At 72.0% G+C, this 12,988-nt stretch carries 10 protein-coding genes and 1 pseudogene; 7 read left to right on the forward strand and 4 right to left on the reverse strand.

The window, feature by feature from the left end:
• Nucleotides 1-3: 3 nt before the first annotated feature.
• From lanKC to OG729_RS27700, 4 genes and pseudogenes are all read left to right on the forward strand, one after another.
• Nucleotides 4-2,799 carry a class III lanthionine synthetase LanKC gene (lanKC, locus tag OG729_RS27685; protein ID WP_405808539.1) on the forward strand — a complete coding sequence of 932 codons (2,796 nt, stop codon included), beginning with the start codon at nt 4-6 and terminating at the stop codon, nt 2,797-2,799.
• A gap of 29 nt (nt 2,800-2,828) precedes the next feature.
• Entirely contained in the window at nt 2,829-2,957 is a 129-nt protein-coding gene (locus tag OG729_RS27690; RefSeq protein ID WP_405808541.1) for a SapB/AmfS family lanthipeptide, read from the forward strand.
• 70 nt (nt 2,958-3,027) lie between these two features.
• Nucleotides 3,028-4,734, forward strand: a complete 1,707-nt coding sequence (locus OG729_RS27695) for an ABC transporter ATP-binding protein (protein WP_405808542.1) — start codon at nt 3,028-3,030, stop codon at nt 4,732-4,734.
• 847 nt (nt 4,735-5,581) lie between these two features.
• Nucleotides 5,582-6,091: pseudogene (locus OG729_RS27700) on the forward strand (ATP-binding cassette domain-containing protein); the annotation flags it as partial.
• Between the two features lie 330 nt (nt 6,092-6,421).
• On the opposite strand, the gene OG729_RS27705 reads toward OG729_RS27700, so the two are convergent.
• Complete coding sequence (locus tag OG729_RS27705) at nt 6,422-7,030, reverse strand: LuxR C-terminal-related transcriptional regulator (RefSeq protein WP_405811314.1); 609 nt, start codon at nt 7,028-7,030, stop codon at nt 6,422-6,424.
• Between the two features lie 207 nt (nt 7,031-7,237).
• A complete protein-coding gene (locus tag OG729_RS27710; RefSeq protein WP_360874752.1) occupies nt 7,238-7,864 on the reverse strand; it encodes a TetR family transcriptional regulator in 627 nt (208 codons plus the stop codon).
• Nucleotides 7,865-8,063: 199 nt separating this feature from the next.
• Between OG729_RS27710 and OG729_RS27715 the strand changes: the two genes are divergently transcribed.
• The 3 genes from OG729_RS27715 (at nt 8,064) to OG729_RS27725 (ending at nt 11,303) form a co-directional block, all read left to right on the forward strand.
• A complete protein-coding gene (locus tag OG729_RS27715) occupies nt 8,064-9,371 on the forward strand; it encodes a glycosyltransferase family 4 protein (RefSeq protein ID WP_405808544.1) in 1,308 nt (435 codons plus the stop codon).
• Between the two features lie 118 nt (nt 9,372-9,489).
• The gene (locus tag OG729_RS27720) at nt 9,490-10,224 is read left to right on the forward strand and encodes a class I SAM-dependent methyltransferase (protein WP_405808545.1); all 735 of its coding nucleotides are present in this window, start codon (nt 9,490-9,492) and stop codon (nt 10,222-10,224) included.
• Complete coding sequence (locus tag OG729_RS27725) at nt 10,221-11,303, forward strand: prenyltransferase (protein WP_405808546.1); 1,083 nt, start codon at nt 10,221-10,223, stop codon at nt 11,301-11,303. The genes OG729_RS27720 and OG729_RS27725 overlap by 4 nt, the downstream gene beginning before the upstream one ends.
• Before the next feature lie 230 nt (nt 11,304-11,533).
• On the opposite strand, the gene OG729_RS27730 is transcribed toward OG729_RS27725, so the two are convergent.
• Entirely contained in the window at nt 11,534-11,827 is a 294-nt protein-coding gene (locus OG729_RS27730; RefSeq protein WP_360874763.1) for a hypothetical protein, read from the reverse strand.
• Nucleotides 11,828-11,884: 57 nt separating this feature from the next.
• Nucleotides 11,885-12,901 (reverse strand): LLM class F420-dependent oxidoreductase, encoded by a 1,017-nt coding sequence (locus tag OG729_RS27735; RefSeq protein ID WP_405808548.1) that lies wholly within the window; start codon nt 12,899-12,901, stop codon nt 11,885-11,887.
• Nucleotides 12,902-12,988: the final 87 nt, after the last annotated feature.

The following is a 12,988-nucleotide window of genomic DNA, read 5'->3' on the forward strand; positions in this document are numbered from 1 at the left end:
GAAATGGACAAGCGGTACGAGGTCTTCTGTCTGTCCGACAGAATCTTCTACGAGACCCCGGACCGCTTGTCCTCCGCGCCCATGGGTTCGCGCTCCGGCGGCGTTCCGCTCTTCGAGGCGGCCCTGCGCCCGGTCCCCGAAGGGTGGCGGAGATTCCTCTCCGGGGACTGGCTTCACCTCAGCCCCGACAACGCGCCGGCGCGGCCCCTCCAGGGCTGGAAAATCCATGTCTCGGCCTGTCTGGACAACGCGGAGAAGGCGGCGGCCAGGGTGTGGGACTACTGCGTCCCGCGGTCCGTGCCGTTCAAGTTCGTGCCCGGACGGCAGCCGTTGCATCTGCGCAATTCCAAGTACGCGGGCCGCGGCTCCAGCGGGAAGTTCGCCACCATCTATCCGGCGGACGAGGCGGAACTCCGGCTGATTCTCGAGGAGTTGGGCGGGGAACTTGCGGGGGAGCCGGGGCCGTACATTCTCACCGACCTCCGCTGGCAGGACGGGCCGCTGTATGTCCGGTACGGCGGCTTCGCCAAGCGGCACTGCGTGGACGCCGACGGCTCGGGCGCACTGGTGCCCGCGATCGAGAACGCGGACGGGGTGCTGGTGCCCGACCGGCGAGACCCGGTCTTCCAGCTCCCCGACTGGGTGACGCTGCCGTCGTTCCTCGAGCCGCAGCTGGCGGCGCGCAACGCGACGACGACCGGTGATCTGCCGTACCTCATCGAGCGCGCGCTGCATTTCTCCAACGGCGGCGGTGTGTACGCCGGAACCGACCGGCGGACCGGCGAGCAGGTGGTCCTCAAGGAGGCCCGGCCCTACGCGGGTCTTGCGGCGGACGGTGCGGACGCGGTGCGGCGCCTGGAGCGCGAGAAGACGGCGCTGGAGCTGCTCAGCGGTCTCGGGGTCGCGCCCGGTGTGCGCGACTGGTTCACCCTTGGCGACCACCGCTTCCTCGTCATGGACTTCCTGCCGGGCCGCACCCTCAACTCCTTCTTCGCGCAGCGCCATCCGCTGCTGGCGGTGCAGCCGGACGCGGGGGCGGTCGCGGAGTACACGCGCTGGGCGTTACGGATCCTGCGCTCGGTGGAGGAGGCGGTCGCGGCGGTTCACGGGCGCGGGCTCGTCTTCAACGACCTGCACATGTTCAACATCATGGTCGACCCGGACGAGACGTCCGTACGCCTGCTGGACTTCGAGGCGGCGACCCCGGTGTCCGAACACCGGGGCCAGGCGATGGCCCACCCGGGCTTCGTGGCTCCCGCCGACCGCGAGGGCTTCGAGGTGGACCACTATGCGCTGGCGTGCCTGCGGCTGGCGCTGTTCGTACCGATGACGACGCTGCTGGTGGTGGACAGGGCGAAGGCGTCACACCTGGCGGAGGTGGCGGCGGAGCAGTTCCCGGACCTGCGGAGGGATTTCCTCGAGGAGGCGGTACGGGTGATCCGGGGCGGGGCGGTCCCGTCGCCGGACGCGGTGGGTCCTGCCGGTGGCGGAACGCCTGCCGCGGGTGACGCGTCGCGCCGCCGGGAATCTTCGGCAGACGCGCCGGTTGCCCTGCGGGCCGCGGACGCCCCGGCCGGTGCCGCCCCGACCCGTGCCGCCCCGACCCGTGCCGCCCCGACCCGTGCCGCCCCGACCGGTGCCGCCGCGGCCGGGTATCTGCCCGCATCCCCGCACGACTGGCCCGCCAGTCGCGACTCCATGGTGCGCGCCATCCTCGCCTCCGCGACGCCCGAGCGTGCCGACCGGCTCTTCCCCGGCGACATCGCGCAGTTCGCGGACGGCGGCGGGCTGGGGGTCGCCCACGGGGCGGCCGGGGTGCTCTACGCGCTCGCCGAGACCGGGGCCGCGCGGTACGAGACGGGTGAGCAGTGGCTGCTCGACCGCGTCCAGCCGCCGCCCGACGGCACGCCCCTCGGGCTCTACGACGGGCTCGCGGGCGTCGCCCATGTACTGGACCGGCTCGGTCATCGCGAGCGCGCCCATGAACTCATCGGACGGGTGCTCGACGAGAAGTGGCAGCGGCTCGGGGCCGACCTGCACGGCGGGCTGGCCGGGCTCGGCCTCGTACTCCACCAACTCGGACTGCACGACGAGGCGTTGGAGGCCGCGCGGATCCTCGCCGAGCGGCCGGACGCAGGGCGCGGCAAACCCGCCGGGCTGCTGCGCGGCGCGAGCGGACCCGCGCTGTTCTTCCTGCGGCTGTACGAGTCCACCCGCGACCCCGCCCTCCTCGACCACGCCTCCCGGGCGCTGCGCCGGGACCTCGCCCGCTGCGTACGGGACCGCACGGGCACCCTGCTCGTGGACGAGGGCGCCCGCAGCATGCCCTACCTGGGCACGGGCAGCGTCGGCATCGGCGCGGTCATCGACGACTACCTCGTCCACCGCCACGACGACGAGCTCGCCGAGGCCAGGCAGGCGATCCTGCCGGCCGCGCGGCTGCGGTACTACGCACAGCCCGGTCTCTTCAACGGCCGCGCCGGCATGGTCCTGCACCTCGCCCGCAGCCGCGCCCCGCGCTCCCAGCTGGACGTCCAGATCGCCGCGCTCGCCTGGTACGCCGTGCCGTACAAGGGCCAACTCGCCTTCCCCGGCGACCAGATGATGCGGCTCTCCATGGATCTGGCCACCGGAACCGCGGGCGTCCTGCTCGCACTGGGCTCCGCGTCGGGCCCCGCGCCGGGCTCTGCGCCGGGCGAAGGCGAACGCCCCGCACGGCTGCCCTTCCTGCCGCCTCCACCGGCGGCTCCCCATACGGCCCCCAAGGGTCGAGCAGTAAAGAGCAGTAACGAGCAGTAAATACAGTCCCCATGAAGAAGGAGATCACGATGACACTTCTCGACCTGCAGAAGCTGGACGTTCCCGAGACGGACGGCGGCGGGCACGGCGACGAGAGCAGCGTCAGCCTGCTCCTGTGCGACAAGCACAGCTCGCACAGCAACATCCTCTGTCTCTGACAGTTCGGCGTTTGCGGCCCCGGGTGGCACCGCTCGCCACCCGGGGCCGCACCGACGAGGGAGGGCGTCCGTGCTCCTGCGTGAAACCGTCCGGCACCGCGCCCGCAGCGCCGCCCTCGTCCTGCTGCTGACCTGCGCCACCGCCGCCGCCGGACTCGCCATGCCGGCCGTGCTCGGTCGCGCCCTCGACCTGCTGCTCGCCGGACGTCGCGCGGACGCAGGCCCGTGGCTCGCCCTGTGCGGGGGCCTCACCGCCGTCTCCGTACTCCTCGGCGCACTCGACGGACTGGTCACCGGGACCGCCAACGCCCGTACCACCGCGTGGATACGGGAACGGGTCCTGCACCACGTCCTCGCGGCCGGACCCGCGCTCGGACCCGCGCTCGGACCCGCGCTCGGACCCCTGGCCGGACCCGCCGCCGGGCCCCGGGAGACCATCGCGCCCGGCGATCTCGTGGCCCGACTCACCGGCAACGCCGCCCAGGCCGGGACCGTGCCCACCGCGCTCGCGTCCGCGCTCGCCGCCGTTCTCACTCCCGTGGGCGGACTGGTGGCGCTCGTCCTCACCGACTGGTGGACGGCGCTGGCGGTGATCGCCGGAATGCCCCTGCTCGCGCTGCTGCTCAGGGTGTTCGTCCGAGCCACCGGCGAGAGCGGCGCCCGCTATCTGCGGGCCCAGGGCGAGATCGCCGGACTCCTGTCGGAAGCGGTCCGCGGAATCCGCACGATCACCGCGGCCGGCACCCAGCAGCGGGACGCGGCACGCATACTCGCGCCGCTGCCCGAACTGAGACGCGAGGGCCGGCTGATGTGGCGGATCCTGGGCGGCTCGACCGCCCGCGCGGCCGCCCTGCTGCCCCTGCTGCAGCTCATCGTGCTGGCCGTGGCGGGGCTGCGGCTCGCGGACGGCGCGCTGAGTGTCGGCGGGATGCTGGCCGCCTGGCGGTACGGGGTGCTCGCCACCGGCACCGGCGTACTGGTGGGACAGCTCAGCGGTCTGGTGCGCGGGCGCACGGCCGCGGGCCGGCTCGCGGAGATCCTCAAGACGCCCGTCATGGCGTACGGAGAACAGGAACTGCCCGACGGCAAGGGAGAGTTGGAACTGAAGGGTGTCAGTCTGCGCGGACTGCACGGCATCGACCTGACCGTGCCGGGCGGCACGGTCACCGCCGTCGTCGGCCGCTCGGGCAGCGGCAAGTCGGCGCTGGCGGCCGTCGCCGGACGGCTGGCGGACCCCGACGAGGGATCCGTGCTCATCGACGGCGTCCCGCTGCCCTCGCTCTCGCGCTCAGCGCTGCGCCGCGAGGTCGGCCACGCCTTCGCCCGCCCGGCCCTGCTCGGCCCGACCGTCGGGGACACGATCGCCTTCGGGACGTACGACCCCGGCGCCAAGAGGGTGAGAGAGGCCGCGCGAGCCGCGTGCGCCGACGACTTCGCACTCCGGCTGCCGCACGGTTACGACACGCCCTGCAAGGGCGTGCCGCTGTCCGGTGGCGAGGCCCAACGCCTGGGACTGGCCCGGGCGTTCGCGCACCCGGGGCGGCTGCTCGTACTGGACGACGCCACGTCCAGCCTGGACTCGGCCACCGAACTGAAGGTGTCCCACGCACTGTGGCACGGCTCCGTCGCCCGCACCCGCCTGATCATCGCCCACCGCGCATCGACGGCGGCGCGCGCGGACCTGGTGGTCTGGCTGGAGGAGGGCCGCGTCCGTGCGATGGCTCCGCACGCGGAGCTCTGGCGGCGGCCGGAGTACCGGGCGGTGTTCGATGCGTGAGCTCCGACTCCTGATGAGCTGTCTCCTGAGGGGCCGTCCTTCCGTACTCGTACGGCTCGTCGCGTGGTCCGCGCTGGAGGCCGGGCAGACCTTCGTCCTCGGCCACGCCATCGCCCGCGCCGTCGACGGCGGCTTCCTCGCCCACGACCCCGCCCACGGTCTGCGCTGGCTTGCCGCCGCGGCAGTCGCCGTACTGCTCGGGGCTTTCGGCACCGGCAGGGTGCACCGTGTGGTTGCCGACCTCGTGGAGCCCCTGCGGGACGAGCTGGTACGCAAGGTTGTCGACCGGGCTCTGCGCGACGGTGACGACGCGGCGGTCTCCCGGCTGACCCACCAGGTGGAGATCGCCCGCGACACCTTCGCCGGCCTCGTACTGGTCTCGCGCACCTTCGTCTTCACCGCCGCCGGGGCCCTGGCCGGGCTCTTCTCGCTCGCGCCCGTGCTGCTGCTGGTGGTCGCGCCACCCCTGTTCGCCGGTCTTGCGCTGTTCGTGCTGTCCCTGCGTCCGATGGCACGACGGCAGGAGGCCTTCCTCGTCGCCGACGAAGCCGTCGCGGCCGAACTGGGCGCGCTGATACCCGGGCTGAGGGACATCACCGCCGCCGGGGCACAGGAGCGGGCGGCCGCCGACGCCCGCGCCCGGTTCGCCGACGAGTACCGGGCGGCCCGCGCGCTGGCCCGCTGGGGCATCCTGCGCGTCCTGGCCCTGGGCGTCGGCGGCCGCCTCCCGGTGGTCCTGCTCCTGCTCAGCGCCCCCTGGCTGCTCGCGCGCGGGGTGAGTGCGGGCGCGCTGGTCGGCGCCCTCGCCTATCTCACCCAGTCGCTGCTCCCCGCCCTGCAGTCGCTGATGCAGGGTCTCGGCGCCTCGGGCGCGCGGTTGGCGGTCGTGCTGCGCCGGCTGACCGCGCCGGGGCCCCCTCAGCACCCGGGCCCGGCGTCGTACGCCGGCGGCGACGGTCCTGCCGTACTGCTGCGTGGTGTGACGTTCGCCTACGGCCCGGGCGCAGCGCCCGTGGTCGAGGGACTCGACCTGACTGTTCCGCACGGCGGCCACCTCGCCGTCGCCGGGCCGAGCGGCATCGGCAAGTCCACGCTCGCCGCGCTGACCGCCGGGGTGCTGCGGCCCGACCGGGGCGAGATCGTCCTGGGCGCCGAGCGGGTCCTCGTACCGCAGGAGGCGTACATCTTCACCGCCTCCGTGCGCGAGAACCTCGGCTACCTCTGCCCCGAGCCGCCCCCGGACCCGGCTCTGCTCGCATCCGCCACGGCCGTCGGGGCGCACGGGCTCGTGGCGCGGCTCGGCGGCCTGGACGCACTGGTCGAGCCCGCGGTGCTGTCGGCCGGTGAGCGCCAGCTGCTCGCACTGGCCCGCGCCCATGCAGCACCCGCGCCGCTGGTGCTGCTCGACGAGGCGACCTGTCATCTCGACCCGGCGGCGGAGGCGCGCGCGGAGCGGGCGTTCGCCGAGCGGCCCGGTGGCACGCTGATCGTCATCGCGCACCGGCCGGGCTCGGCGCGGCGGGCCGACCATGTGCTGATGATGGACGGCACGCGCACGGAGTACGGGACCCATGAGGAGCTGCTGGCCCGCTCTTCCTTCTACCGCGATCTGACCGGGTTCGCGGCGCCGACGGGCCAGCCGGCGAGTCAGTCGGCGGGCCGGCCGGTGGGCCAGTCGGCGGGGCCGTCACACCCAGCCCTCGCCCTGGGAGATCCTTATGGCGTCGACCCTGTTGCGGGCCCCGGTCTTGCGGGTGATGGCCGCCATGTAGTTGCGCACCGTGCCGTTGGACAGATGGAGGCTGCTCGCGATGTCGGCGATGGAGGCTCCCTCAGCCGCGAGTGACAGTACGCTCAACTCCCGTCTGGTCAGCGGCATCTGAGCTGCTTTCAGAAAGCTGAAGCCAAGGGAGTTGTCGATGAAGCGCTCTCCCCGGGCCACTTGCCGTATGGCGGCGATCAGCCGCTCGGGCGTGCCTTCCTTGTCGACATAGCCGACGGCGTGCGCCTCGACCGCGCGGCGGAGCGGACCTGGCCGATTTGCGCTGGCAAGCACCAGCAGGCGCCCGTCGGCCGCGCCTCTGCGCAAGCTCCGTAACTCGCCGATCGGCGCAATGCCGTACGAGTCCGCACACTCCAGGTCCACCGCGCAGACGTCGGGCGCGAGCGAGCGCGCGAGCCCCGGCGCATTGCGCCACGATGCGTGGAACACCTCCAGGTCGGGTTCGTTGTCAAGCCTCTCCGCCAGCGCAGCGCGCAGCAGACCGGCATCGTGCACGAGAAGTACCCGGATCACGTTTCGCCCCCTCAGCTCACCGTCCACGGGTTTGCTCCGTGCAGCACGCGAAACATTGTCATCGGTGGACGGGTGCCGTGAGGGCGGAGATCCGGCCAACGGGTGGCAAGAGGGGCGCACGCGCCAGATGTGAACGCCCGCGTGCACGACCCGCGCGCGCGGGGCCTGAAGAGCTACGACACCCCCAGGGCCCGCCTTCGGCGGCGGTCAGCTTCGCGCCTTCGGCGGCGGCGTCGTCAGGTCGATCAGACGGCACACCATCTCGATGTCGATCTTCACCTGTGCGATCGAGGCACGTCCCGAGAGCCAGGTGATCAGCGCCGAGTGCCAGGTGTGCTCGATCACGCGGACCGCGGAGAGCTGCTGCGGCGTCGGGTTCTCCAGGCCCATCGCGTCCAGGATGATCGCCGTCGTCTGCCGCGAGACGGTGTCCACCTCGGGGCTCACGCTGCGGTCCGCGAAGGTCAGCGCGCGCACCATCGCGTCCGCGAGATGCGGCTCGCGCTGCAGCGCCCGAAAGGCCCGCATCAGCGTCTCCGCGACCCGATCCGCCGCGTTGTCGCCGGCCGGGGGTCTTTTGCGCAGTGTCGTGTGCATGTGCTGGAGCTGGTCCTGCATGGTGGCGACCAGCAGATGGATCTTGGAGGGGAAATACCGGTAGAGCGTGCCGAGCGCCACGCCGGCCGCCTCGGCGACCTCGCGCATCTGCACCGCGTCGAAGCCGCCCCGGCTGGCCAGCTGTGCACTGGCATGCAGGATGCGACGCCGACGCGCCTCCTGGCGTTCCGTCAGGGGCGGCGACGCCGGCCCTGCCGACTTGGCTTCGGCTGTCATATGTCCCGTTCCATACGCGAGTCCGGATCGCACAGCATGGCAGCGCCCCTGCCGTGGCGCGAATCACCTGATCCGGCCCTTCCGGCGCCGCTACCTGCCGGTAGATTCGAAGCTCCTTGAGCGATCAAGTCTGAAACTTGTTCTAGATTAGCGCGAGCAGTTACGCTCCGGCGAAAACGCAGTGAGAAGGGGGCCGTGAGTGACCGCTGAGGCCATAGAGGTCGGCCCTCGTACGGGGTCGTCCGGCGGCGGTGACGAGCCGCTGCGCATCGCGCTCCTCACTTACAAAGGCAACCCCTTCTGCGGCGGCCAGGGCGTCTACGTACGCCACCTCTCGCGCGAGCTCGCCCGCCTCGGGCACAGCGTCGAGGTGATCGGCGCGCAGCCGTATCCCGTACTCGACGAGGGCGTGCCGCTCACCGAGCTGGCCAGCCTCGACCTGTACCGCAGCCCGGACCCCTTCCGTACGCCCGGGCGGGGCGAGTACCGCGACTGGATCGATGCGGTCGAGGTCGCGACGATGTGGACCGGCGGCTTCCCCGAGCCCCTGACCTTCTCGCTGCGGGCCCGGCGTCATCTGATCGCACGGCGCGGCGAGTTCGACGTCATCCACGACAACCAGACGCTCGGCTACGGGCTGCTCGGCGACCTCGGTGCGCCGCTGGTCACCACGATCCACCACCCGATCACTGTGGACCGGCAGCTGGAACTGGACGCGGCACCCGACTGGAAGCGGCGCGCCTCCGTACGGCGCTGGTACGGCTTCACGCGGATGCAGAAGCGCGTCGCACGCCGGCTGCCGTCCGTGCTCACCGTCTCCGGCTCCTCGCGGCAGGAGATCGTGGACCACCTCGGTGTACGGCCGGGCCGCGTCCAGGTCGTCCACATCGGCGCCGACACGGACCTCTTTTCGCCAAACCCGGCGGTCGCGGAGGTCCCCGGCCGGATCGTCACCACGTCCAGCGCGGACGTCCCCCTGAAGGGGCTCGTGCACCTGGTCGAGGCGCTGGCGAAGCTCCGTACGGAGAATCCGGCCGCGCATCTCGTCGTCGTCGGCAAGCGCGCGGAGGACGGGCCGGTCGCTCAGCTCATCGAGCGGTACGGACTCGAGGACGCGGTCGAGTTCGTCAAGGGCATCAGCGACGCGGAGCTCGTGGACCTGGTGCGCAGCGCGCAGGTCGCGTGTGTGCCGTCGTTGTACGAGGGATTCTCGCTGCCCGCCGCGGAGGCGATGGCGACGGGGACGCCGCTGGTCGCGACGACCGGGGGTGCGATCCCGGAGGTCGCGGGCCCGGACGGCGAGACCTGCCTGGCGGTCCCGCCGGGCGACGCGGGCGCGCTCGCCGCGGCACTGGGCCGGCTGCTGGGCGACGCGGACCTGCGCGTACGGCTGGGGGCGGCGGGCCGGGAGCGGGTGCTGTCCCGCTTCACCTGGGCGAAGGCCGCGCAGGGCACGGCTGAGCTGTACCGCGAGGCGATCGCGACGAGGTCTGGGGTCCTGCGGTGACCGGTCGCGCCACGGCCCCGGTTTCCCTACCTCTCCGCGGCCCGAGTTGTGGACGCAGTCCACAACTGCCGCGCACCGCAACACGTACTGGTTCCCTCGACTGCGAAAGCAGGATCACGTGCTGACCGTCGACTTCTCCCGCTTTCCGCTTGCCGCGGGCGACCGCGTCCTCGATCTGGGCTGCGGTGCCGGGCGGCACGCGTTCGAGTGCTACCGGCGCGGTGCGCACGTCGTGGCTCTCGATCAGAACGGCGAGGAGATCCGCGAGGTCGCCAAGTGGTTCGCCGCGATGAAGGGGGCCGGGGAGGCGCCCGAGGGTGCCACCGCCACCGCCATGGAGGGGGACGCGCTCAATCTTCCCTTCCCCGACGAGTCGTTCGACGTCGTGATCATCTCCGAGGTCATGGAGCACATCCCCGACGACAAGGGTGTCCTCGCCGAGATGGTGCGGGTGCTCAAGCCCGGCGGCCGGATCGCCGTCACCGTGCCGCGTTACGGACCCGAGAAGATCTGTTGGGCGCTCAGCGACGCGTACCACGAGGTCGAGGGCGGCCACATCCGCATCTACAAGGCCGACGAGCTGCTCGGCAAGATGAAGGAAGCCGGTCTGAGGCCGTACGGCACCCACCACGCGCACGCCCTGCACTCGCCCTACTGGTGGCTCAAGTGCGCCTTCGGCGTCGACAACGACAAGGCACTGCCCGTCAAGGCGTACCACCAGCTCCTCGTCTGGGACATCATGAAGAAGCCCCTGGTCACCCGTCTCGCCGAGCAGGCGCTCAATCCGGTGATCGGGAAGAGCTTCGTGGCGTACGCGACCAAGCCGCACCTGCCCGCAGTGGCCGCCAAGTGACTGTGCCCAGGCGCGGCCCCGACCGTACGGAACACCTCGTCCTGCCGGGAGTGCTGACCGCCGAGGAGGCCGCCGAGACGGTCGCCGGGATACTGGGCGTCCAGCGCGAGGACGGCGCGATCCCGTGGTTCCGGGGGCATCACCTCGACCCGTGGGACCACACCGAGGCGGCCATGGCACTGGACGCGGCCGGCGAGCACGAGGCCGCGACGCGTGCGTACGAGTGGCTGCGGCGGCACCAGAATCCGGACGGATCCTGGTACGCGGCGTACCACGACGGCGAGGCGGACCGGCCCACCGACCGCGGCCGCGAGAGCAACTTCTGCGCGTACATCGCGGTCGGCGTCTGGCACCACTATCTGGCCACCGGCGACGAGGCGTTCCTCGACCGGATGTGGCCTGCCGTCTTCGCGGCGATCGAGTTCGTGCTGGAGCTGCAGCGGCCGGGCGGCCAGATCGGCTGGAAGCGCGAGGCGGACGGTACGCCGGTCAACGACGCGCTGCTGACGGGCAGTTCGTCCGTCCACCAGGCGCTGCGGTGCGCGCTGGCGATCGCCGACGAACGCGAGGAGCCGCAGCCCGACTGGGAGTTGGCGGCGGGCGCGCTCGCGCATGCGATCCGCAGGCACCCCGAGCGTTTCCTGGACAAGAGCCACTACTCCATGGACTGGTACTACCCGGTCCTCGGCGGCGCACTGACCGGCGCCGAGGCGAAGGCACGGATCGAGGAGTCCTGGGACGACTTCGTCGTGCCGGGCCTCGGTGTGCGGTGTGTGCTGCCCAACCCGTGGGTGACCGGCGGCGAGAGCTGTGAACTCGCCCTGGCCCTGTGGGTGATGGGCGAGTCCGACCGCGCGCTGGAGATCCTGCAGTCCGTGCAGCATCTGCGGGCGGAGGGCGGCATGTACTGGACGGGGTACGTCTTCGAGGGCAACAGCGCGGTCTGGCCGGAGGAGCTGACGACCTGGACGGCGGGGTCGCTCTTGCTGGCGGTGGCGGCGCTCGGGGGAGACGAGGCGACGGTGGCGGTCTTCGGCGGGGAGCGCCTGCCGCGGGGGCTGGCGCCCGAGTGCTGCTAGGGGCGCGTCTGTGGCAACCGTACGTCCCGTCCACCCGCCGCCGCTGAAGATGGCGACATCCCCGGCACCCTGTGGGCAGCCCGCCGCGGCCTGCTGGCCGCCGAGGGAAGCGAGACGCGAAGCGGGCGCCGGGGTCTGGGGGGCTTGCCCCCCAGTTACGGGATGGGGGTACCTCCCACGGCCGCCAGGCCGTAGGGGGAGGGCGGGTAGGGGAAAACCTCCCCGGCCCGTCAGTGGCGGCGCAGGCGCCCCGCGACCGCGTGCCCCACGAACAGGTACACCACCGCCGCCAGGCCGTAACCCGCCACCACCCGCGCCCATGCCTCGTCAAAGGTGAACAGGTCGTACGACCAGCCCGCCAGCCAGCGCGCGGCGTCCTGGATGAAGCTCACCAGGTCGTTGGCCCGGTTGGCGTCCAGCAGATACATCAGGATCCACAGGCCGAGGATGACGGCCATGACATCGGCAACGATCATTATGACCGCCGCGGCCTGATTTGTTCCGTTGCGATGAAGAGGACTCATGTGTATCGGGTTGCCGCTTGTGAGCGTGTGAAACCCATAGAGCCCGCTCAGCGATGACTAGCCCTGGCCGTTCAACTCCGCCAGCACGCGCAGCGTGTGCGGGTCGGGGGCCGTCACCAGCAGGTCCGTGACCGGGCCCTTGCGCCACAGCTCCAGTCGTTCTGCGATCCGCCCGCGCGGCCCGACCAGCGAGATCTCGTCGGCGAAGGCGTCGGGGACGGCGAGAACGGCCTCCTCGCGGCGGCCGTCGGCGAACAGCGCCTGGATGTGCCGGGCTTCGGACTCGTACCCCATGCGCGCCATCAGATCGGCGTGGAAGTTACGGGCCGCATGGCCCATGCCGCCGATGTAGAAGCCGAGCATCGCCTTGACGGGCAGCAGGCCTTCGGCCACATCGTCACAGACCTTGGCGCGGACCATCGGAGCGATCACAAAGCCGTCGGGCAGTTCGGTGAGCGAGGCCTCGTAGACGTCCGTGCGCAGCGGGGACCAGTACAGCGGCAGCCAGCCGTCGGCGATGCGCGTCGTCTGAGCGATGTTCTTCGGGCCTTCCGCGCCGAGCAGGAGCGGCAGGTCGGCGCGGAGTGGGTGGGTGATCGGCCTAAGGGATTTGCCGAGGCCGGTGGCGTCGTCCGCGCGGTACGGATGGGAGTAGAAGCGGCCTGCCAGCTCAACGGGTGCCTCGCGCCTCAGCACTTGGCGGATCACGTCGACGTATTCGCGCGTGGCGGTCAGCGGGCTCCTCGGGAACGGGCGGCCGTACCAGCCCTCCACCACCTGCGGTCCCGACAGGCCGAGCCCCAGCATCATCCGGCCGCCGGAGAGATGGTCCAGGGTGAGCGCGTGCATGGCGGTGGCGGTGGGCGTACGCGCGGCCATCTGCGCCACGGCCGTGCCCAGGCGGATCCGGCTGGTGTGCGCCGCGATCCAGGTGAGCGGGGTGAATGCGTCGGAGCCCCAGGCCTCCGCCGTCCACACGGAGTCGTAGCCGAGGCGCTCGGCCTCGCGGGCGAGTTCGAGATGGCCGGGGTCGGGGCCGCGGCCCCAGTAGCCGAGCGCGAGTCCGAGTCGCATGCCAGCTCCTCTCCGACCGTGTGTTTCTGACGGTGCGTCACGGTACGGCAACGGCCCCCCGCCCGGAAGGGCGAGGGGCCGCTCTGT

The sequence above is a fragment of the Streptomyces sp. NBC_00210 genome, assembly GCF_045160975.1.
In the GTDB taxonomy this organism is placed as follows: domain Bacteria; phylum Actinomycetota; class Actinomycetes; order Streptomycetales; family Streptomycetaceae; genus Streptomyces.

Bases quoted from the DNA above. Each gene is read 5' to 3' on its own strand.
- lanKC (WP_405808539.1), top strand. From the start codon at position 4: ATGGACAAGCGGTACGAGGTCTTCTGTCTGTCCGACAGAATCTTCTAC.
- OG729_RS27730 (WP_360874763.1), bottom strand. From the start codon at position 11,827: ATGAGTCCTCTTCATCGCAACGGAACAAATCAGGCCGCGGCGGTCATA.
- OG729_RS27690 (WP_405808541.1), top strand. From the start codon at position 2,829: ATGACACTTCTCGACCTGCAGAAGCTGGACGTTCCCGAGACGGACGGC.
- OG729_RS27735 (WP_405808548.1), bottom strand. From the start codon at position 12,901: ATGCGACTCGGACTCGCGCTCGGCTACTGGGGCCGCGGCCCCGACCCC.
- OG729_RS27710 (WP_360874752.1), bottom strand. From the start codon at position 7,864: ATGACAGCCGAAGCCAAGTCGGCAGGGCCGGCGTCGCCGCCCCTGACG.